The organism is Gilliamella sp. X-46, from assembly GCF_057063525.1.
Map to the genome: position 1 here is coordinate 197200 of NZ_JBXSQH010000002.1, position 21719 is coordinate 218918.

Consider the following 21719-nt stretch of genomic DNA (forward strand, 5'->3'; position numbering starts at 1 on the left):
CTTACACGCATCCGTAGCTCAGCTGGATAGAGCACTCGGCTTCGAACCGAGCGGTCAGGGGTTCGAATCCCTTCGGGTGCGCCATTTAGGTTGAATCCCGATATAATTCTAGTATACTAAGCTCACAAATTTTAATATCAATAAATCAATCTACTTTTGATTTATATGTTCTGTTATCTATATTAGAATAACAACAAAGTAGAAAGATATTCCCTAATTAATAATGGACATTATGTATGTTGGACCCAAATTTACTCCGAAATGAATTGGATCTTGTCGCTAATAAATTAGCACGTCGTGGATTTAAATTAGATGTTGATGCTATTCGTCATCTAGAAGAAAAGCGCAAGGTATTACAAGTTGAAACTGAAAACTTGCAAGCTGAGCGTAACGCTCGCTCAAAAGCTATTGGTCAAGCAAAAGCTCGTGGTGAAGATATCACAACTGTTCGTGAAGAAGTCAACAAACTAGGTGAAAAACTTAATAGAGCAAAAACAGAGCTTGATACATTACTCAATCAAATTAAAGATATTGCCTCTACTATCCCGAATATTCCTGACGATTCTGTACCTGATGGTAAAGATGAAAATGATAATGTCGAAATATCACGTTTTGGTACACCAAGAACGTTTGATTTTCCAGTTCAAGATCACGTTGCATTAGGTGAACGTTTTGGTGGGCTTGATTTTGCAGCTGGAGTAAAACTAACAGGTGCCCGTTTTGTGGTTATGAAATCACAAATAGCACGCTTGCATCGTGCTATCACCCAATTTATGTTAGATTTACACACCGAACAACACGGCTATGCCGAAATTTATGTACCGTATCTTGTAAATCAAGCAACACTTTTTGGTACAGGACAATTACCTAAATTTGCAGGTGATTTATTTCATACTAAACCACTAGATGAAGAAGCAGACAGCAGCAATTATGCGTTAATTCCAACAGCTGAAGTGCCAGTCACTAACCTTGTACGCGATGAAATTCTTGATGAAAGTGTATTACCATTAAAAATGACAGCACATACTCCTTGCTTCCGTTCTGAGGCGGGATCTTATGGTAAAGACACTCGCGGCTTAATTCGTATGCATCAATTTGATAAAGTAGAGTTGGTTCAAATTGTTAAGCCTGAAGAGTCTATGAAGGCGCTAGAGGAACTAACTGCTCACGCAGAAAAAGTACTACAATTACTTGAACTGCCATATCGAAAAATTGTACTGTGTACTGGTGATATGGGCTTTGGTTCATGCAAAACCTATGATCTGGAAGTATGGGTACCGGCTCAAAATACCTATCGTGAGATCTCTTCCTGTTCAAATATGTGGGATTTCCAAGCCCGACGTATGCAAGCTCGTTATCGTAATAAAGCTGACAATAAAACCTATTTAGTACATACGCTAAATGGTTCTGGTTTAGCTGTAGGACGTACACTTGTTGCAATTATGGAAAACTATCAACAAGCAGATGGGTCAATTAAAGTGCCATCAGTTTTAGTACCTTATATGAATGGTGTTGAGTTTATTAAATAAACACTCTTTCTCATGTAGATAATAGCGCTACTTGTTAGCGCTTTTTTATTAACAACGGTGGAAAAAATGATAAAAGGTGTAGTACTTTCAATACTTGCATCATGTTTATTTGGGTTACTTTATTACTATCCCGTTTTGTTACATCCCTTATCTGTTGTTGATATTTTTTGTTGGCGATTATTAACTTCATTTCCTGCAATAGTTGTATTGATCATTGTAGGAAAACAGTGGTCAGCTATAACTACACTTTTTAGACGAATAAAACAACAGCCACTCTTTTTATTAGGATTATTATTCTCTTCGGCTTTGCTCACAATACAGATGATGATTTTTATCTGGGCACCACTTAATGGGCATGGGTTATCAGCCTCACTAGGCTATTTTTTATTACCGCTAGCGATGGTGATTTCTGGACAGATCGTTTATAAAGAAAAGCTCAGCTTTTTGCAAAAAATAGCCGTTGGACTCGCTGTATTAGGCGTTGCTATTGAAATCTACATTACTGGGGCATTTTCATGGGAAACAGCTGTTATTGCCCTAGGGTACCCAATATACTTTATAGTAAGGCGAAAATTGCAAATAGATGGCATTTCTGGCACGTTTTCTGATTTTTTGTTTATCTTCCTAGGGTGCCTTATATATTGTGCTTTAAACTACCATTTAGGCAAAGTAATCAGTGATATTTCTCATTTTCATATTTATATCCCTATGTTAGGTATCATCACTGCGGTTGCTTTTGCAATGTATTTCGTTGCTAGTCGTTTATTGCCCATGGGATTATTTGGCTTACTGGGATATGTAGAACCCATACTACTAACACTTATTTCAATAGTGTTTTTACACGAAACAGTCTCATCAAAGCATATTGTATCATATGGATTTATTTGGTTATCAGTTGGTATTCTAGCTTTGGAGGGTGGGATTTTTGTTATGCGAGCAATAAAACGCAAAAGAATTTAATGGATACTAAAAAGGCGCAATTCATTGTGCCTTTTATCAACCGGTTATTTTTTTATTTACTAAAAGTCACATAATGACCATAACTCTCTATGATGCCTTTTATCCTATCAAGAGTCTCTCTTGGTGGTGCTTCAACCCCTTCCAATTTATATTTATCACCAAGCGTATCCCATTTATATGCCCCCATTTTATGGTAAGCAAGCAATTCTACACGCTCAATATTGTCCATCCCTTGAATAAATTGCCCCAGTAAATGTGCTGAATCATCATCATCGGTCCATCCAGGAACAACCACATAGCGTATCCAAGTTCGTTTATTGATTTTTTGTAAATATTTGGCAAACTCAAGAACCCGCTTATTAGGGACACCGACTAATTTTTGATGAATATCATCATTGACTTGTTTTAAGTCAAGCATAACTAAATCAGTGACATCTAAAAGTTCATCAACAACATGATCGAGCTGTCTTGCATAACCATTTGTATCTAAACAAGTGCTGATCCCCTCTTGATGACAGGCTTTAAACCATTCTGTAACAAATTCAGCTTGTAACGTTGCCTCACCACCAGAAGCCGTCACACCACCACCATTAGGCATAATAAAGCTCTTGTAAGAAACAATCTCTTTCATCAATTCATCAACAGTAACTTCTTTTCCCTCTTTTAAATCCCAAGTATCACGATTATGGCAATACAAACAACGCATTAAACAACCTTGAAAAAAAACAATAAAGCGGATTCCTGGACCATCAACAGTGCCAAAGGATTCAAAAGAGTGAATACGACCTTTAATAGGTGATTTGGTTGTCATAATAATATTTTGTTGTTCCATAGATAATCTCTAATCATTGCTCATATTGCTTTTAATAATTTTAACGCCGATAGCATTTGGCTTACACCAATTATATTAATCGACCCTAATTATATTTTGTTTAATTATACCGAATAAATATTAACAATATTCAATTATTCTCATCATATTGATATTTAATTAAAGTTGTCATCAATATTCTTTTAAATTTGATAAAAAAAATAGCGCCCTTAAAGGACGCTATTTTGATTCAGTTAATCAATTAACTCAATTACATTGCTTGCGTAAATGTACGATTAATTACGTCATTTTGTTGTTCTTTAGTTAATGAGTTGAAGCGTACAGCATATCCAGAAACACGAATAGTTAATTGTGGATATTTTTCAGGGTGCTCCATTGCATCTAATAATGTATCACGATTTAATACGTTAACATTTAGATGTTGACCACCTTCAATTGTTGCTTCGTGATGGAAGTAACCATCCATTAAGCCAGCTAAATTGCGCTTACGCACATCATCATCTTTACCTAATGCATTTGGAACGATAGAGAAAGTATAAGAAATACCGTCTTTAGCATAGGCAAATGGTAATTTAGCAACTGATGTTAATGAAGCCACTGCACCTTTTTGGTCACGTCCGTGCATTGGGTTAGCACCTGGGCCAAATGGTGCACCAGCACGACGACCATCTGGAGTATTACCCGTTTTCTTACCATAAACAACGTTTGAAGTAATAGTTAATACTGACTGAGTAGGAATTGCATTACGATAAGTTTTAAGTTTTTGAATTTTCTTCATGAAACGTTCAACTAGATCAACAGCAATATCATCGACTCGTGGATCATTGTTACCGAATTGTGGATATTCACCTTCGATTTCAAAGTCAGTCGCTAAACCATCTTCATCACGGATAGTTTTCACTTTTGCATATTTAATCGCAGAAAGTGAGTCAGCAGCAACAGAAAGACCCGCAATACCGCATGCCATAGTACGAATAACATCGCGGTCATGAAGTGCCATTAATGATGCTTCATAACTATATTTATCATGCATGTAGTGAATAGCATTTAATGCTGTTACATATTGTTTTGCTAACCAATCCATAAAGTGATCTAAACGGGCAAATACTGTATCGAAATCTAAATACTCATCAGTGATTGGGGCTTCCTTAGGACCAACTTGCATTTTTAATTTTTCATCCACACCGCCGTTGATTGCGTATAGAAGTGTTTTAGCAAGGTTTGCACGAGCACCAAAGAATTGCATTTGTTTACCCACAATCATTGGGCTTACACAACATGCAATAGCATAGTCGTCATTATTAAAGTCAGGACGCATTAAATCATCATTTTCATATTGTAATGATGAAGTATCAATTGATACTTTAGATGCGAACTCTTTAAATCCACTTGGTAATTTTTCAGACCAAAGGATAGTCATATTAGGTTCTGGTGATGGACCCATTGTATATAAAGTATTTAAGAAACGGAAAGAAGTCTTAGTAACTAAAGTACGACCATCAACCCCCATACCTGCGATAGATTCAGTTGCCCAAATTGGATCGCCAGAGAATAATTCATCATATTCAGGAGTACGTAAGAAACGAACCATACGTAATTTCATAACGAAATGGTCGACAATTTCTTGCGCATCTTTTTCAGTAATTAATCCTGCTTCAAGATCTCGTTGGAAGTAAATATCAAAGAAAGTCGACGTACGACCTAATGACATTGCTGCACCATTTTGTGATTTAACCGCAGCTAAATAACCAAAGTATGTCCATTGTACTGCTTCTTGTGCAGTTTTAGCTGGAGCTGAAATATCATAACCATATTTAGCGGCCATTTCTTTAATTTGACCAAGCGCACGATGTTGTTCTGCGATTTCTTCACGACGTTGCATAGTCATTGCTAAATCAACACCGTTTTCGAAATCTGCTTGTAATGAATTGAATTGTGCAAATTTGTCTTGCATTAAGTAGTCAATACCGTAAAGTGCAACACGACGGTAATCACCAATAATACGACCACGACCATAAGCATCCGGAAGACCAGTGATAACACCAGATTTACGACAACGAAGAATATCTGGAGTATAGATATCAAAAACACCTTGGTTATGTGTTTTACGATATTCTGTGAAGATTTTTTTAACTAAAGGATCAAGAGTTCTGTTATAAGCTTTACAAGAATTCTCGATCATTTTGATACCACCAAACGGAATAATCGCACGTTTTAGTGGTTTTTCAGTTTGTAAACCAACAATTTTTTCTAAATCTTTTTCAATATAACCTGCATCATGAGCAGTAATTGTCGAAATAACACTAGTATCAAAATCCACAGGGGCATGGGTAGCATTTTCAATTTTAATGCCTTCCATTACTTTATCCCATAACTTAGTTGTGGCTTCGGTTGCGCCAGCTAAGAAAGACTCGTCGCCCTCATATGGCGTGTAGTTTTTTTGAATAAAATCGCGGACATTAACATTATTTTGCCAATCACCATCTTTAAAGCCTTTCCAAGCAGCTGCTTGTACTTCGTTTAAATTACTCATAGTTTTTCACCTCAGGTTTACAAAAATATCTATTTATCCTCTTATATATGAGGGTAAAGATTATAAAATCAATGCGGCTTACGTAAATATAAAGCCCAATAAGGTAGCGCCACAGCTAAACCACCTAAAATATTCCCTATTGTCACTGGAATTAAATTATTAAATACAAAATGCGTTACTGTCAGCTCTTTAAATGCATCAGGTGATACACCAGCTGCTTGCCAAAATTCAGGAGAAGCAAAATTGTTAATGACAATGCCCATGGGGATCATAAACATATTTGCAATGCTATGCTCAAAACCGCTAGCGACAAACATAGCGACAGGCAATACCATAATGAGCATTTTATCGAGTAAACTACGTCCAGCATAACTCATCCAAGCAGCCAAACAAACCATTAAATTAGCGAGAAAACCAAGACACACAGCTTCAATAAAGGTGTGATGTAATTTATGATCAGCTGTTTGCAGAACATTCAATCCCCACAAACCATTAGCAACCATATGCTGACCAGAAAACCAAATAACTGTGACAAACAGTATAGCACCAATAAAGTTACCGATATAGACAAAAATCCAATTACGGATCATTTTCGCCCAGCTCACTTTGTGAGTCATTTTAGGTAAAATGGTTAATACGGTTGAAGTAAATAAGTCCGAACCACAACAAACAACCAGCATTAGTCCTAATGAAAAACAGATACCACCGACCAATTTTGCTAAACCAAAAGCGACGGTTGCGGTTCCGGTTGTTACGGTAATATAAAACACAAAAGCAATAGAGATAAAAACACCCGCAAGAATCGCAGATAAAATTGTGCTACATAGGGGCTTATTTACTTTGTAATTACCAATATCTTCGGCAATTTTCGTCATTTGTGCGGGAGAATTGGAATCCACAAGTTTATCAGTACTCAAACTAACATCCTCAAAAAAACTAGGGTTTTATGAGACGCATAGTATACTCAAAAATTGAGGCAGATCACGTTTTTTTTTATGAAAAAACTTTAAAACTAAAAAAATCTATGTTTATTAAAGAAGTTGCTAATAATAAAAATTTCATAGGCGATTTTTTCTAAGGGAAAGTAGGAATTTTTGATTTGGAGACGTTTGTTTTTAACAAAAACAAATAAAATTAATATGTTATTAAATATTTTTACAAAAAATACCTTTTTAGCTGAGCAATAAACTCGCTATTATTAATGAGTTCAATGGAGAGAGTTGTTGCTTAACACAACTTCGAATTGCTTTTACTGGTTTAATTTCGATAAAAGGTAGATTTTCGGTTCTAATATTAATGATAAATTAATCAAATTGTTGGGTAATAGCGTTTGATCATAATCAGTAATTTTAATCCCAAGATGCTATAAATCAGCTATATCGCTTTTATTTTCATGCATGTTGAATAAAGACTTTTCACTCACTATCATTTTGATTTTAGCACCGTGTTTTTTTGTGTTGACGGAATAAGTGTAATTACCATTTGCTCCTTGGTCGTTTATCGTATATTTTGCATTAGAAATAGGATAAAACCAAAAAATAAAGACAAATAAGGTCGATAATGTTATACAAATTAAATGAATTTCTAGTTTTGACATATTTTGAATTTGATTTAAATAAAAATGTTAAAAAATTATCACTAAACTTAGATACTCTCCAAATATATTTTTATAATAATGATATATAAATTAGATAAATACCTAATAAAAGATGTGGTTTTAAGCGTATTTACTGCAACAATGAAAGGAATCAATACGTATATTATTGACATAAAAAAAACCTGTTTATAAACAGGTTTTAAGGATTCGGAAATTGGCTCCTCCAACAGGACTTGAACCTGTGACATACGGATTAACAGTCCGCCGTTCTACCGACTGAACTATGGAGGAACACTTAACACGCAGAATATTAACTATTTATAATGACAATGTCAATCTTTAAAACACTAAACAGAATCAACTGCTCAGCTTGTAAGCAAATTCTGTGATTACTGTGTTAAAATAATAGGTAAGAGATATAAAAGGTAGAATAAAATTGATGAAAAAAAATATTTGTGTTTTTTGTGGTGCAAGCGATGGTAGTCGTCTAGAATATCGGACTCATGCTGAACAATTAGGTAAAATATTAGCTGAGCAAAACAGGCGTTTAATCTATGGTGGTGGTAATAAAGGCTTAATGGGTATTATTGCTAACGCAGTCTTAGCTCATGGAGGCGAGGTAATTGGCATCATTCCTGAACGTTTAGTCAAAGCCGAAACGGCTCACCACGGTATCACTCGTTTAGAAGTGGTGGATAATATGCATCAGCGCAAAGCAAGACTTTCTGAGCTTGCCGATGGCTTTATTGCAATGCCGGGCGGAACAGGTACGCTAGAAGAAATTTTTGAAGTCTGGACGGGTATGCAAATCGGTTATCACGAAAAGCCGGTGGCTTTATTTAATCCAGCTGAATTTTGGCAGCCTATGCTCAATTTTTTACAGCATGTGGTGAATGAAGGTTTTGTCCGTGAGACCTTTTACAACACATTAATTGTTGATAATAACCCTGAAAGTATGCTTGAAAAAATGGATAACTTTGTTCCTAAAGATTTGCAACGTTGGGTTAAGAAGTAGTTTGAAGAATAAAAAAACGCCATCATTTGATGGCGTTTTTGTTGATATAAGTTATTAAACTGTTTCAACTTCATTAGTTGATTCTGGCTCTGGTTGTTTAATAAATGCATAAGCCACACCAGCAATAACGGCACCAACAACAATAGATAATAAGTAGCCAACCACTGGTTTAACAACCCCCGGAATTGCTAAAGCAAATAAACCACCATGCGGCGTCATTAATGTTGAACCGAAGGCTAACGCCATACCACCAGTAATAGCACCACCAATAATACAACATGGGATAACACGTAATGGGTCGCGCGCAGCAAATGGAATTGCTCCTTCTGAAATAAAGCATAAGCCTAATACCAATGAAGCTTTACCGCTTTCTTGTTCAGGTTTAGCAAATTTCTTGCGTGCAATAAGTGTTGCAAGTCCCATTGCTAAAGGTGGAACCATGCCGCCGGCCATAACGGCTGCCATTGGCATATATTGATGTTGTGAAATTAATGTTGTTCCGAATAAATATGCTGCTTTATTAATAGGTCCTCCCATATCAGTACACATCATTCCACCTAGAATTACCCCCAAAAGCACAGCAGTATTTGGATTTGAATTCAGCGAATCTAGCCATGAATTCAAGAAAGCCATTAACCATGAGATAGGGATCCCTGTATATTCCATCGTAAGACCTGTTATTAGGGTTGCTAATAAAGGAATAATCAAAATCGGTTTTAACGCTTCCATACTTTTTGGTAATCGCAGATATCTCGTCATGAGCAAAACAAAATATCCGGCAAAATAACCAATAAAAATACCTCCTAAAAATCCAGCCTTGGTTGACTCAGCTATCATTCCTCCAACAAGTCCAGGAACAAGTCCTGGTCTATCAGCAATAGAATAAGAAATATATCCAGCTAATAGTGGAATCATAAGTTTAAAAGCTATATCGCCAATTTGTTTTAAGTGCGGCTCTCCAACAAGCTCGTTAACTAATATTTCTTTTACTACTTTTACGCCATTTTCTAAGACCTCAACCGTTTTTGGTACATCTCGAAATTCACCCAATGCAAATGATAGAGCAATAATCAAACCGCCAGCTACAACCATTGGTAACATGTACGAAATACCCGTTAAAAGGTGTTGATAAAATCCTTTTTTTTCTTTATTAGATTTAGCTACCGAAGCATTAGCACTTGGTTGATACACGGTTGCTTCTTCAAATGCTTTATCAAATTCTTGTGCTGTTTTTTTCAGGGCCGGACCTGTTTTGGTGCGATAAAGTTTTTTACCCGCAAATTTGCTTAAGTCGACATCGATATCACAAGCAGCGATAACCACATCGGCAGATGCGACCTCTTCTGGCGTTAATTCATTACCAACACCAACTGAACCACGAGTTTCAACTTTACACCACCAACCACGTTTTTTGGCTTCTTCTTCAATGGCTTCTGCCGCCATAAAAGTATGAGCAACGCCTGTTGGACAAGCAGTAACAGCAACAATACGTTTTACACCATGACTTGGCATTGCTGTTGGTGCCACCTCAGCAGATTGTTCATAGACACTCGCTTTACTTTGTGCATCAGTTAAAATCTGTTTTGGATTAGCAAAAAGTTGATTTAACTCTTCAACCACATACACTTTTTTGCCAACCACAGATTTATCACTAATGGTTCCCGAACCGACAGCAACAATAATATCTGCTGATGCAGCAGTGTCAACGATGTTTAAATTTAAGGCATTTGCCGCTAAAGCTAATTCTGCTTTAGCTAAACGTCCATTAACTGGACCTGCATGACTACCTTCAATAATATATATATTCATGAATACTCCTTATGCAGCAATTATTTCAATTTTTTCTAGCATATTATTTACAGCTTGGCGCTCAGCAATACCCACACCAGCCTGTCCAACCGATAGAGCCGCAACACTTGATGCAAAGACTAAAGTGTCTTTAATTGATTGCTCAGTGATTAAACCATACATTAAACCAGCGACCATTGAATCGCCAGCACCCACCGTACTAACCACTTGGCATTTAGGTGGTTTTGCTAACCATGCTTCATTTTTAGTGACCCATAATGCACCTTTACTTCCAAGCGAAATGATAACATTGTCAACGCCGCCATTAACTAACTCCATAGCAGCCTTTTTTACATCATCCAATGTCGATAATTTACGACCTATCCACATTTCAAGCTCTTTATCATTTGGTTTGATTAACCATGGTTTTGCTTTTAATCCTGCGACCAATGCATCTCGACTACTATCGAATACAATTTTTGGACAAATCGCTTTAACTTGTTCCATCCAATTTGTAAATTTATCAAGTGATACCCCAGCAGGTAAGCTACCGCAGATAGCAACCATATCAATGTTTTTTAACCATTCAAGAGAATTTTTTACAAAGCTTTGCCAATCTTGCTCACTAATAGTAAAGCCCGAAAAATTCAGATCTGTTACTTCACTATTTTCTTCGGTCAATTTGACATTAATACGTGTACGGCCTTCAATTGTTTCAAATTTATCAACCACATGTAATGATTTAAATAATAAATTAAATCCATCACGGTTTTCTTTACCTAAAAAACCACCAACGGTTAATTGAACATCTAAATCCGACAAAACTTTAGCAACATTGATGCCTTTACCAGCAGCAAGTAACGCATTAGTTTGAACTAAATTAACATCGCCAAGCTCCACTTTTGGGCAAAAACCTAAAAGGTCATAAGCAGGATTTAATGTAATTGTTGCAATACGATAAGTCATTTAAACACCCTCACCTAAACCGCTTTCAATCGCTTTTCCAATTGCTTCAAGTGCTTGTTCGGCATCATCTCCAACGGCGGTAAATTGTAATCGACTGCCTTTTTTGGCACCTAGTGCAACAATTTTCATTAAGCTCGTTGCACTTACTGGTTCACCTTTACCGTCTAAATTAGCAACAGTCACTTTGCAGTTAAATTCTTTAACGAGTTTGACTAAAACCGACGATGGACGGGTATGTAAGCCGTTTTCGTTAGGAACAATAAATTCACAAGTGAGCCCGTCGTTATTTGAGCTTGTCTGTAGTGCAGAATTTGAAGTTGATACCTGCTGCTCAGAAAGCAACAAATTAATGAGTTTATCAGCATTAGCTGATACTAGTTGGTCTAGTTTTTGATTGTAAACTAAAGAGGCAATATTACTGACAACGTCAGAAATAGCATCATCAACAACAGACATTGTGATAAGTAATTTAACCGGGTTTCCGATTTCGTTTAGATTGCTAGTTGTACGGCTAATGGCAATGGCATTTTTTATATTGCCATTTTTGCTATCATTTAACCAAACACCGCTTCCAAGGTAATTTGGCTTGCTGTCTAACACGTCAGTAATAAAAGTTGCATTTACCGCATTTTGTTGTTTCAAACGTGAGGCATTCAATGCTTGCATCATAGTTAAACTATCTGCGGGAATATCAAGTAGCAATGATGATGAGTCAATAGTAAATTGGCTGTCTTGAGCACTTGTTTTGCCAGTTAAAATGGCAATGGCTTCGTCGGCAGTTTGGATCTTTTTAATTCGTTCTTCAACACCATCTGCACTAAGTATATGGGTTAATTGTCGAAGCAATTCTAAATGTTCATCAGAACTTGCAGCAATACCGATTGCAAGATAGGCTTTTTCCCCCTCATCTCCCCATTCAACACCATTAGGAAAGCAAAAGACTTGCACCCCTGTTTTTTTGACTAAATGGCGAGTTTTGGTTGTGCCATGAGGAATAGCAAGACCTATACCTAGATAGGTAGCCGCTTGAGATTCTCGTTCAAGCATTCCGTCGACATAACCTTGTTCAACAAATCCTGCATTAGTTAAGGTTGCAGCAATTTTTTTTATCGCTTCAGTTTTATTAGTGGCTTGTTCATTTAAATGAATATTCTCTTTAACTAAATGAAACATATCATAAATACCTCTGGGTTAAATGTAGGTAGATTTAAAAATTCGCACAAAAGCAAATCCTTTAATTAACCTTAATTGAATCGTTTCAGCAATAATGAATTGATTAACATTAATTATCCAATAAATTATGTCTATTAATAATTTATTTGTGATCTGGATCTTGTTTTTATTTAAACTAATTTAAAATAAATAATAAAATTTTTATTTATCAATTTATTTACGACCTAAACTACCCCTATAAATTAAGCGTCTTGGGATTATTGTGGTACCAGATTGATAGTTTTGATTATGCAAATAATTTAAAAATAGTTTTATTGTGACGCTAGCAACTTCTTTATGATCTTGTGAAAGTGATATTACTTTACATGGCAAAAAATCTAACAGTTCGTTATCACCAAAAGTAGCAATTGTTAAGGTTTCGGGTAAACGTCCAAACTTTCTTAAAATTGCATCAATGGTTCCTTGTAATAAAGAAAAAGAAGTTGTAAAAATGCCATTAGGCATTGCGTGACTTTCTAGCCATTGACTAAAAGCAAAATCAGCATCGTGACGACTATAATTATTTGCATATAAAAAATCAACTTTATTGCAATGATTAAGTTTGATATCGTTAAAACCATCTAAACGAAGTTGACTAACAGATAAATTAGGCAAAGCCCCGATATATACGACAGAATCTTGTACAAAGTTATTGAATGCTTGAGCTAGCGATTTTGAGTCTTGTTTGTCTGCACCTACAATGTTTCTAAATTTCGATGTAGACAATACTCTATCTAGCGCAAATAGAGGAATTTTTTCGTTTTGCCAGTCATCATAAAAAAGACAATCTTGATTAGAAACGAATGACGATGAAATCAGTAACGCGTCGACACGACGTTGTTGAAGATGCTTGACACATTCTTTTTCAATTTGTGGGTTATCCTTTGAGCATGCCAGTAATAATTGATATCCTTCTTTTCTGGCTAATTGTTCTAAATAATTGGCGATGCGAGTATAACTGTTGTTTTCCAAATCGGGAATAATAATGCCGATAGTTCGCGTTTTACCTGCTCTAAGCCCTGCTGCTACTGCATTAGGTCGATAATTATACTGTTTGACAACCGCCATTACTTTTTCGATTGTTTTATCACTAACGCGGTACTTTTTGGCTTTTCCATTAACAACATAACTTGCAGTTGTCCTTGAAACACCAGCTAAAAGTGCGATTTGTTCTAATTTCATAACGCTATCCCAACTAGAATATAGTTAGTTATTTAACCTGAATCAAAATAATTTGTAAATAATAATTATAATTTTACTCAATAAGTTAGCTTGATTTCACGTTTTATAAAAAAGCCTAAAGATAAAAATGATTAATCTCCAAAAAATAAAATTTAGTTAATATCTAAATCATATCCATAATAATAAACGTATTAATCATTAGTAATAAATAGCAATATTTTGATCATGAACATTTTCAATTTTGACCGGTGTATCAAATATATCTTCTAAAATAATAGCATCCATAATCTGTTGTGGGTTACCTTGATATACCAGTTCTCCATTTTTCATGGCTAAAATATAGTCTGAATAGACGGATGCAAAGTTAATATCATGAATAACGATCACAATTGTTTTACCTAGCTCATCGGCAGCACGGCGTAATTGCTTCATCATTGCGACAGCATGTTTCATATCAAGGTTATTGAGTGGTTCGTCAAGTAATACATATTCCGTATCTTGGCATAACACCATGGCAACATAAGCACGTTGCCTTTGCCCACCAGAAAGCTCATCTAAAAAGCGATCTTTATATTGCGTAAGATCTAAAAAATCAAGAGCTCGGTGGATATATTCATAATCATCAGCAGTTAATCGCCCTTTGCTATAAGGGTAACGCCCAAATCCAACTAATTCAAAAACAGTTAATCTGCTAGTAAAACGATTCTCTTGTCTTAATACGGATAAATAGGTGGCCAACTTATCACTTGGTGTGTTCACAACATCCATATTTTGAATTTTAACTTGCCCTTTATCAGCAGATAAAAGTCGACTTATGATCGATAATAATGTCGATTTACCTGCTCCATTTGGACCAATGATTGCAGTAATGCCACCTTTTGAAATTGTCGCGTTGACGTTTTTTAATACAGGTATTGTTTGATAGTTTTTACTAATATTATTAATTTCTATCACATCGGCACCTTTTTCAATAATAAGAAGATAAACAATGAACCGCCAATAAATTCAATCACAATAGATAATGCACCAACCATATTTAATATCCGCTCTAAGAACATCTGCCCGCCAACAAGAAAAATAACACCTAATAAAAAAGCAGTAGGAAGTAAAAAACGATGTTTGCTTGATCCACTAACACTATAAGCTAAATTAGCAATTAAAAGCCCTAAGAAAGTAAAAGGTCCAACTAATGCTGTAGATATTGAGACCAAAACAGAGACTAACAATAAAATAATCGTAATACTTTTTTGGTAATCAATACCTAAATTTATCGCATTATCACGCCCTAAAGCCAAAACATCAAACTGATATCGCATTATCCATAAAAACAAACCGATGATAACAATAATCACTAATGAAAAGACGATCAATATCGGTTCGGCACGGGTAAAGGTTGCAAAAATGCGGCTTTGTAATATCGCAAACTCAGACGGTGTCATTAAACGCTGTAATAGATTAGATAAACTGCGGAATAATGTTCCTAAAATAATACCAATTAATAATACCAAATGTAAATTTTGCTTTAGCTTAGTAAATAATCCTCGATACAAAAATAATGAAAATAAGACTAATAAAAGTGATTCAAAGATGAATCTACCAACCATACCAATATAGGGAATACCTTGTGTATCAATAAAAAAGATCACAAGAGTTTGTATTAATACAAACAGCGATTCAAACCCCATAATAGAAGGAGTTAATATTCGGTTGTTCGTGACAGTTTGGAAAAGCAATGTTGATGTTGCTGCCGAAAAAGCAACTAAAATCATCGTCAGCATAATCCAAGTTCGATGCATCAAAATATAGCTAATATTACCTTTAAGGCCTATCGTCATAAAGCAAGTAATACAAATTAACGCAATTATAAATAACCAAAAGACTCTTTTTTGACTTGAAAGATAACGTTTTTGATTAATTAACATGGCGTTTTCGACTCAATAAGATTAAAAAAATAATAGCACCGACTACGCCAAGAATAACACTCACAGGAATTTCAAAAGGATAGCGAATTATTCGTCCAATGATATCGCAAATTAAAACCAGCCCACTACCAAACAAACAGATCCATGGAATGGTTTTACGAACATTATCACCAAATAATAAGCTGACAATATTTGGTACAATTAATCCAAGAAAGGGTAAAACACCGACCACAACAACGACAATACCACCGATTAATGCAATAACAATGAGTCCTGTCAACATAACTCTACGATAATTAAGCCCAACATTGATGGAAAAATCTCGACCTAAGCCAACAACGGTAAATTGATCAGCACTCCAACAAGCAAGTAGCGTTAATCCGCCGACTAACCATAATAATTCATAACGACCTTGCAAAATACCAGAAAAATCACCGGATTCCCATCCTCCTAGTGATTGTAGCAAATCAAAATACATAGCAAAAAATGTAGTAACAGCGCTAATAACAGCCCCTAACATAATACCAACAAGAGGCACCATCAATGCTGATTTAAAAATGATTTTACGAGAAATTATCATAAAAACCATCGTACCAACCATTGCAAATAAGCTGGCAACAGTCATTTTAGTCATAACACTTGCGCTAGGAGCTAACACCATCATAATTAATAAACCAAGACTCGCTGATTGCGTCGTGCCAACTAAAGAGGGTTCAACAAATCGATTTTGAGTTAATAGTTGCATTATTAAGCCAGCAACACTCATGGCACTACCTGCTAATAATAAAGCAACCGTTCTAGGTACACGGCTAACAAAGAAAATTTCGCACATGTTGCTATCAGACCATAAATCCAATGGCGTCACATTCCCAGCACCAATAAACAAACTTATTGCAGTCATGATCAATAAAATGAAAATGCCTGCAATAAAATAAAAAGATTTAATCATGCTTTACATTAATGAGCTGGTTCAGTTTGCAAAGCAACACCTATTTGATCCATTAAATGGCTATAAGTTTGAATACCGCCAGAAATATAGATCGATGTTGAATCTAAGTAAACAATATGATTGTGCTGCCATGCTGAGGTTTTTTGAATTAATTCATTATTCAATACTTGCTGTGCTGATTGTGCTTCTTTATTACCAATTGCATTATCTCTATCTAAAACAAATAACCATTCTGGATTAACACTTAAGATAAATTCCGAAGTCACAGCATTACCGTGGCGTCCTGCTTCTTGGAAAGTTGTGGCTGGTTTGAATCCTAATACATCAAATACAAAACCAAAACGAGATTTTTCACTATAAGCAGACATTTTGCCACCATTAACCATGATAACTAATGCACTTCCTGCCGTGCTTGTTTTTTGTTTTAGTTGTTCTATTTTTTGATTAAAATCAGCCAATAACTTATTAGCTTCATTTTGCCTATGAAAAATATCACCTAATTGTTGGGTTCTTTGCGTTATGCTTCCTAAAAAATTGTTGTAATCAATATCTAACGAAATCGTTGGCGCGATATCATTTAATTTATTATAAGCATCATTGGCTCGACCACCAGCAATAATAATATCAGGCTGAATAGAACTTAAAACCTCATAATTTGGTTCAAATAAAGTACCCACATTAGTGTATTTTTTACTGTCATATTTGGATAAGAAAGTTGGGAAATGTACGTCTGATTGAGGCACTGCTGTAACAGGAATATTTAATGCATCCATAATATCAAGCGTTGCTGTATTAAAAACAACAACTTTTTTAGGGTTGTCAGGTACTTCAGTTTTGCCTTGAGAATGTTCAATGGTAACCGTTTTTACAGATGGTTGCTGTTCTTTTTTATTGTCACATCCAACTAAAACAAGTAATACCGTAAGTAAAACTACGGATTTAGCTTTGATATATGAATACATTATAACTCCTAATTATCAGCCTAAATAAAAATCAACAAAACGATAAATTATAATAATTATCATTTACATTAAGATTGTAACTAAAAAAGATATAAGGTTCAATGAACTTTAAGTGTTTAAAACCATAATATGCAATAAAAGACAGACTAAATAGAAGTAAAACGATAATAACCAGACTAAAAGCTACCGATTTATTTCGGTAGCATAGTGAATATCAATAGTTAGAATTCCTGATTTGGATTAATTGATAAATCTTTAAGCTTACGAGTTAATGTATTACGTCCCCATCCTAATAGATGAGCAGCATCTTGTTTATGTCCCCGTGTAAAATTGAGCGCACTCTTTAATAAGATACATTCAACATCGTGCATTACTTCAGTTAAAATGCCCGTTTGGCCACTTGTAAGCGCTTGTTTTGCCCATTGTTCTAGTGACATTTTCCAATCTGTTTGTTGTTGTGGTAAGTGACTAGCAGATAATGTAATATGTTCATTTGTAGCAATGGTTTTAGTTGTTGATAACTGCAACAACTCTGGAGGTAAATCTTTAACAAAAACCTCTTTATTTGAAGACATTACTGTAACCCAACGACAGGTGTTTTCAAGCTGTCGGACATTACCAGGCCAATTAAATTGGCATAATACATCTAATGCTTCTAAGCTTAGTATTTTACTTTCTACTCCAAGCTCTTTTGCCGTTGTATGTAAAAAATGTTCAGCAAGTTTTGGAATATCTTGCGCTCTATCGCGTAAAGGTGGAAGTAATATACGAATAACATTTAAACGATGAAACAAGTCTTCTCTAAATTTGCCTTCCCTGACTCTTGCATCTAAATCTTGATGTGTAGCGGCAATAATACGCACATCAACTTTAACGGGAGAATAGCCACCAATACGATAAAACTGCCCATCGGCAAGCACCCTTAATAATCGGGTTTGAACATCAAGTGGCATATCACCAATTTCGTCCAAAAATAAAGTACCACCATTAGCCTGTTCAAAACGCCCATGTCTAATTTGAGCAGCACCTGTAAATGCGCCTTTTTCATGCCCAAAAAGCTCAGATTCAATCAGCTCTTTAGGAATCGCCGCCATATTCAATGCAATAAAAGGGGATTGTGAACGAGGGCTGTGGGTGTGTAGTGCTTTAGCAACTAATTCTTTACCAGTCCCTGATTCACCATTAATTAATACACTGATTGACGATTTAGATAATCGTCCAATAATACGAAAGACCTCTTGCATTGAAGGTGCTTCACCAATAATACCTGTTGATGCTTTTGCTGTTGTATTATTGCTGGTTTTATTGCTTTGAGTTTGTGAAATTGCACGCTCAACCAGTTGTATAACTTCATCCACATCAAAGGGTTTTGGGATATAATCGTAAGCACCTTTTTGATAGGCATTTACTGCCGCATCAAGATCCGAATGTGCAGTCATAATAATAACAGGTAAATGAGGTAATTTTTCTTTAACATAGTGGAGCAATGTTAAACCATCAATCCCAGGCATTTTGATGTCTGATATTAATACCGCTGGCTTTTCAGCATAAGTGATCAAAGCATCCATCACATCTTGACCAGTTGAAAAGCTGACACACTTGAAATTGGCATGAGTTAATGCTTTTTCTAATACCCAACGAATTGAACTATCATCATCAACAATCCAAACATTCATTTTAATTTACCTCACTGCTTAATTGGCAAATAGACAGAAAACACTGTATGCCCAGGCCAACTATTAAATTCAATTTTACCGCAATGTTGATCAACAATATTATGAGCAATCGAAAGCCCAATACCTGTACCATCTTTATACCCACTCACCATAGGGTAAAATAAAGTATCTTGTATATGAACTGGCACACCTGGTCCCGTATCTTCGATATCAATACGAGCGCATAACCGATAACGTTGTCCATGTAAAGTAACTTGGAAAGCTGTTCTTGTCCTAATGGTAATTGTGCCAGTATTCGAACCAATAGCCCGCAAAGCATTGCGAACAATATTCAAAATTACTTGTTCTATTTGTTCAGAGTCATGAATAAAATCGGGTAAGCTTGGATCATAATCACGTAAAATTTCAATATTGATGGGCTTTTCCAAACACAGCAAAGCATAGATACGCTCTATTGCTTGGTAAATGCTTTGTTCTTTTTGTTGCAACCGTTGTTGCGGACCTAATAATCTATCTACAAGATTACGTAATCTATCTGCTTGTTCAATAATGATTTTTGTATAATCTTGCAATTCATTTTTAGGTAACTCTCGTGATAATAACTGAGCTGCACCTCTGAGCCCACCTAATGGATTTTTAATTTCATGAGCAAGTCCTCGAACTAATTCACGAGCGGCACTTTGTTGAGCTTGTTGTAATTGTTCTTGGCTAAGGCGTTTATGATTATTTAACGGTGCCATTTCAATCAAAATTCGACCATTAACTAACAGCTGAGCTGTCAACGATAAAATATGTAATTCATTATTAATAACTAAATTAACTTCATTATCTGTAAAACCTTGATTTTGAGCTAATGCACTGAGCATCAAATTAATATCTAAAGAAAAATACCCCAATAAATCAGGAAAGTAACTTTCTAATAATTTTTTAGAGCTTTGTGCTAATAACTGCTGTGCAGCGGTATTGGCATAGAGAATATTGAGCTTTGTATCAAGTAATAAAATACTTGTAATCATAGAATCAAGAACAAGATTAGCATCAGATTCATTATTAAATGTCATCGTTGGATTTCCGTCCTGATTAGAAACCACCGCTAATAAGCGGTGGGTAACACACTAAGTTATATAAAAAATAATTTATAAGCTATAGTACAATTCAAATTCAACCGGATGTGGCGTCATACGTACACGATCAACATCTTGGCGTTTTAAATCAATGTATGCATCAATAGTATCATTAGTAAAGACATTACCACGTGTTAAAAACTCACGATCTGCATCTAATGCATTAAGTGCCTCTTCAAGCGAACCTGCAACTTGAGGAATTAATTTAGATTCCTCTGGTGGTAAATCGTATAAGTTTTTATCCATCGCATCGCCAGGGTGAATTTTATTAATAATACCATCTAAACCAGCCATTAACTGCGCAGCAAATGATAAGTACGGGTTACCTGCTGGATCTGGGAAGCGAACCTCAATACGACGAGCTTTAGGGTTAGTCACAACAGGAATACGAATTGATGCAGAACGGTTACGTGCAGAATAAGCAAGCATAACTGGTGCTTCATAGCCCGGTACCAGACGTTTATAAGAGTTAGTTGCAGGATTAGTAAATGCATTGATGGCTTTAGCATGTTTGATAATACCACCAATATAGAATAATGCCATTTCTGAAAGACCTGCATATTTATCCCCAGCGAATAAATTTACACCATCTTTCGCTAATGATTGGTGACAGTGCATACCAGAACCATTATCACCAAACATTGGTTTTGGCATAAATGTCGCTGTTTTACCATAAGCGTGAGCCACATTTTGTACGACATATTTATAGATTTGCACTTCATCAGCTTTTTTAGTTAGCGTATTAAAGCGACATGCAATTTCGTTTTGACCCGCAGTTGCAACTTCATGATGGTGAGCTTCAACCACTAAGCCAAGCTGCTCCATAATTAAACACATTTCAGAACGGATATCTTGCGATGAATCAACTGGTGGAAGTGGGAAATATCCACCTTTCACGCCTGGACGATGCGCTTTATTACCTTCTTCATATTTTGTACCAGAGTTCCAAGCCGCTTCAATATCATCGATATGCACAAAACTACCAGACATTGGTGAACCAAAACGAACATCATCAAATAAGAAGAATTCCGGTTCAGGCCCAAAAATCACAGTATCAGCAATACCCGATGATTTTAGATACTCTTCGGCACGTTTAGCGATTGAACGAGGGTCACGATCATACCCTTGTAAAGTTGCTGGCTCTAATACATCACAACGAAGGTTTAACGTTGTATCTTCAAAAAATGGATCGATTACGGCTGTTGAAGCATCAGGCATTAACACCATATCTGACTCATTAATCCCTTTCCACCCAGCAATGGATGAACCGTCGAACATCTTGCCATCTTCAAAAAAATCGGCATCTATTTGACTAACAGGAATTGTCACGTGTTGTTCTTTACCTTTAGTATCAGTAAAACGTAAATCAACAAACTTAACGTCGTTTTCTTTAATTAGTGTTAAAACTTTTTGTGTAGACATGTATCTTCTCCATTAAGGACAAATAATAATTGTTCAGTTTTCAAGGCATT

18 protein-coding genes and 2 tRNA genes are annotated in these 21719 nt (G+C 35.7%); 4 read left to right on the top strand and 16 right to left on the bottom strand.

All coding sequences use genetic code 11. From position 1 onward, the window contains the following. Positions 1-7 precede the first annotated feature (7 nt). The 3 genes from ACYIAJ_RS03610 (at position 8) to rarD (ending at position 2489) form a co-directional block, all read left to right on the top strand. A tRNA-Arg gene (locus ACYIAJ_RS03610) sits at positions 8-84 on the top strand. A gap of 152 nt (positions 85-236) precedes the next feature. Beyond that, positions 237-1529 carry a serine--tRNA ligase gene (gene serS / locus ACYIAJ_RS03615; protein WP_483558476.1) on the top strand — a complete coding sequence of 431 codons (1293 nt, stop codon included), beginning with the start codon at positions 237-239 and terminating at the stop codon, positions 1527-1529. Between the two features lie 66 nt (positions 1530-1595). Continuing rightward, entirely contained in the window at positions 1596-2489 is an 894-nt protein-coding gene (gene rarD, locus ACYIAJ_RS03620) for an EamA family transporter RarD (protein ID WP_483558478.1), read from the top strand. Positions 2490-2541: 52 nt separating this feature from the next. Here the strand turns inward: rarD and pflA are convergent, their stop codons facing one another. The 5 genes from pflA to ACYIAJ_RS03645 form a co-directional block, all read right to left on the bottom strand. Further along, positions 2542-3321 carry a pyruvate formate lyase 1-activating protein gene (gene pflA / locus ACYIAJ_RS03625; protein WP_483558479.1) on the bottom strand — a complete coding sequence of 260 codons (780 nt, stop codon included), beginning with the start codon at positions 3319-3321 and terminating at the stop codon, positions 2542-2544. Between the two features lie 250 nt (positions 3322-3571). Further along, positions 3572-5854 (bottom strand): formate C-acetyltransferase, encoded by a 2283-nt coding sequence (pflB, locus tag ACYIAJ_RS03630; protein ID WP_483558481.1) that lies wholly within the window; start codon positions 5852-5854, stop codon positions 3572-3574. A 68-nt stretch (positions 5855-5922) separates the two neighbouring features. Further along, on the bottom strand, positions 5923-6771 hold the full coding sequence (focA, locus tag ACYIAJ_RS03635) for a formate transporter FocA (protein WP_483558483.1): 849 nt from the start codon (positions 6769-6771) through the stop codon (positions 5923-5925). 446 nt (positions 6772-7217) lie between these two features. Further along, the gene (locus tag ACYIAJ_RS03640; protein WP_483558485.1) at positions 7218-7451 is read right to left on the bottom strand and encodes a hypothetical protein; all 234 of its coding nucleotides are present in this window, start codon (positions 7449-7451) and stop codon (positions 7218-7220) included. A gap of 215 nt (positions 7452-7666) precedes the next feature. Continuing rightward, positions 7667-7742 (bottom strand) — tRNA-Asn (locus ACYIAJ_RS03645). A 148-nt stretch (positions 7743-7890) separates the two neighbouring features. Here ACYIAJ_RS03645 and ACYIAJ_RS03650 point away from each other — a divergent pair. Further along, on the top strand, positions 7891-8466 hold the full coding sequence (locus tag ACYIAJ_RS03650) for an LOG family protein (protein WP_483558486.1): 576 nt from the start codon (positions 7891-7893) through the stop codon (positions 8464-8466). Between the two features lie 54 nt (positions 8467-8520). Here the strand turns inward: ACYIAJ_RS03650 and ACYIAJ_RS03655 are convergent, their stop codons facing one another. The 11 genes from ACYIAJ_RS03655 to glnA form a co-directional block, all read right to left on the bottom strand. After that, positions 8521-10275 (bottom strand): fructose-specific PTS transporter subunit EIIC, encoded by a 1755-nt coding sequence (locus tag ACYIAJ_RS03655; protein ID WP_483558488.1) that lies wholly within the window; start codon positions 10273-10275, stop codon positions 8521-8523. A gap of 9 nt (positions 10276-10284) precedes the next feature. Next, complete coding sequence (gene fruK, locus ACYIAJ_RS03660; RefSeq protein ID WP_483558490.1) at positions 10285-11220, bottom strand: 1-phosphofructokinase; 936 nt, start codon at positions 11218-11220, stop codon at positions 10285-10287. Next, positions 11221-12393 (bottom strand): fused PTS fructose transporter subunit IIA/HPr protein, encoded by a 1173-nt coding sequence (gene fruB, locus ACYIAJ_RS03665; protein ID WP_483558492.1) that lies wholly within the window; start codon positions 12391-12393, stop codon positions 11221-11223. Between the two features lie 213 nt (positions 12394-12606). Further along, complete coding sequence (cra, locus tag ACYIAJ_RS03670) at positions 12607-13614, bottom strand: catabolite repressor/activator (RefSeq protein ID WP_483558493.1); 1008 nt, start codon at positions 13612-13614, stop codon at positions 12607-12609. A 198-nt stretch (positions 13615-13812) separates the two neighbouring features. Next, positions 13813-14568: an iron ABC transporter ATP-binding protein gene (locus ACYIAJ_RS03675; protein WP_483558495.1), complete on the bottom strand. Its 756-nt coding sequence runs from the start codon at positions 14566-14568 to the stop codon at positions 13813-13815. Then, positions 14565-15536: an iron chelate uptake ABC transporter family permease subunit gene (locus ACYIAJ_RS03680; protein ID WP_483558497.1), complete on the bottom strand. Its 972-nt coding sequence runs from the start codon at positions 15534-15536 to the stop codon at positions 14565-14567. Before ACYIAJ_RS03680 ends, ACYIAJ_RS03675 begins: the two co-directional genes overlap by 4 nt. After that, positions 15526-16482, bottom strand: coding sequence for an ABC transporter permease (locus ACYIAJ_RS03685; RefSeq protein WP_483558715.1), 957 nt, complete (start codon positions 16480-16482; stop codon positions 15526-15528). The genes ACYIAJ_RS03680 and ACYIAJ_RS03685 overlap by 11 nt, the downstream gene beginning before the upstream one ends. An 11-nt stretch (positions 16483-16493) precedes the next feature. Beyond that, entirely contained in the window at positions 16494-17447 is a 954-nt protein-coding gene (locus ACYIAJ_RS03690) for a siderophore ABC transporter substrate-binding protein (protein WP_483558499.1), read from the bottom strand. A 221-nt stretch (positions 17448-17668) separates the two neighbouring features. Continuing rightward, positions 17669-19123 carry a nitrogen regulation protein NR(I) gene (gene glnG / locus ACYIAJ_RS03695; protein WP_483558501.1) on the bottom strand — a complete coding sequence of 485 codons (1455 nt, stop codon included), beginning with the start codon at positions 19121-19123 and terminating at the stop codon, positions 17669-17671. An 11-nt stretch (positions 19124-19134) separates the two neighbouring features. After that, entirely contained in the window at positions 19135-20184 is a 1050-nt protein-coding gene (gene glnL, locus ACYIAJ_RS03700; RefSeq protein WP_483558503.1) for a nitrogen regulation protein NR(II), read from the bottom strand. 75 nt (positions 20185-20259) lie between these two features. Beyond that, positions 20260-21669: a glutamate--ammonia ligase gene (gene glnA, locus ACYIAJ_RS03705; protein ID WP_483558505.1), complete on the bottom strand. Its 1410-nt coding sequence runs from the start codon at positions 21667-21669 to the stop codon at positions 20260-20262. Positions 21670-21719 lie beyond the last annotated feature (50 nt).

Coding starts and splice junctions, on each gene's coding strand:
- serS (WP_483558476.1), top strand. CDS start 237: ATGTTGGACCCAAATTTACTCCGAAATGAATTGGATCTTGTCGCTAAT.
- rarD (WP_483558478.1), top strand. CDS start 1,596: ATGATAAAAGGTGTAGTACTTTCAATACTTGCATCATGTTTATTTGGG.
- pflA (WP_483558479.1), bottom strand. CDS start 3,321: ATGGAACAACAAAATATTATTATGACAACCAAATCACCTATTAAAGGT.
- pflB (WP_483558481.1), bottom strand. CDS start 5,854: ATGAGTAATTTAAACGAAGTACAAGCAGCTGCTTGGAAAGGCTTTAAA.
- ACYIAJ_RS03640 (WP_483558485.1), bottom strand. CDS start 7,451: ATGTCAAAACTAGAAATTCATTTAATTTGTATAACATTATCGACCTTA.
- ACYIAJ_RS03650 (WP_483558486.1), top strand. CDS start 7,891: ATGAAAAAAAATATTTGTGTTTTTTGTGGTGCAAGCGATGGTAGTCGT.
- ACYIAJ_RS03655 (WP_483558488.1), bottom strand. CDS start 10,275: ATGAATATATATATTATTGAAGGTAGTCATGCAGGTCCAGTTAATGGA.
- fruK (WP_483558490.1), bottom strand. CDS start 11,220: ATGACTTATCGTATTGCAACAATTACATTAAATCCTGCTTATGACCTT.
- fruB (WP_483558492.1), bottom strand. CDS start 12,393: ATGTTTCATTTAGTTAAAGAGAATATTCATTTAAATGAACAAGCCACT.
- cra (WP_483558493.1), bottom strand. CDS start 13,614: ATGAAATTAGAACAAATCGCACTTTTAGCTGGTGTTTCAAGGACAACT.
- ACYIAJ_RS03680 (WP_483558497.1), bottom strand. CDS start 15,536: ATGTTAATTAATCAAAAACGTTATCTTTCAAGTCAAAAAAGAGTCTTT.
- ACYIAJ_RS03690 (WP_483558499.1), bottom strand. CDS start 17,447: ATGTATTCATATATCAAAGCTAAATCCGTAGTTTTACTTACGGTATTA.
- glnG (WP_483558501.1), bottom strand. CDS start 19,123: ATGAATGTTTGGATTGTTGATGATGATAGTTCAATTCGTTGGGTATTA.
- glnL (WP_483558503.1), bottom strand. CDS start 20,184: ATGACATTTAATAATGAATCTGATGCTAATCTTGTTCTTGATTCTATG.
- glnA (WP_483558505.1), bottom strand. CDS start 21,669: ATGTCTACACAAAAAGTTTTAACACTAATTAAAGAAAACGACGTTAAG.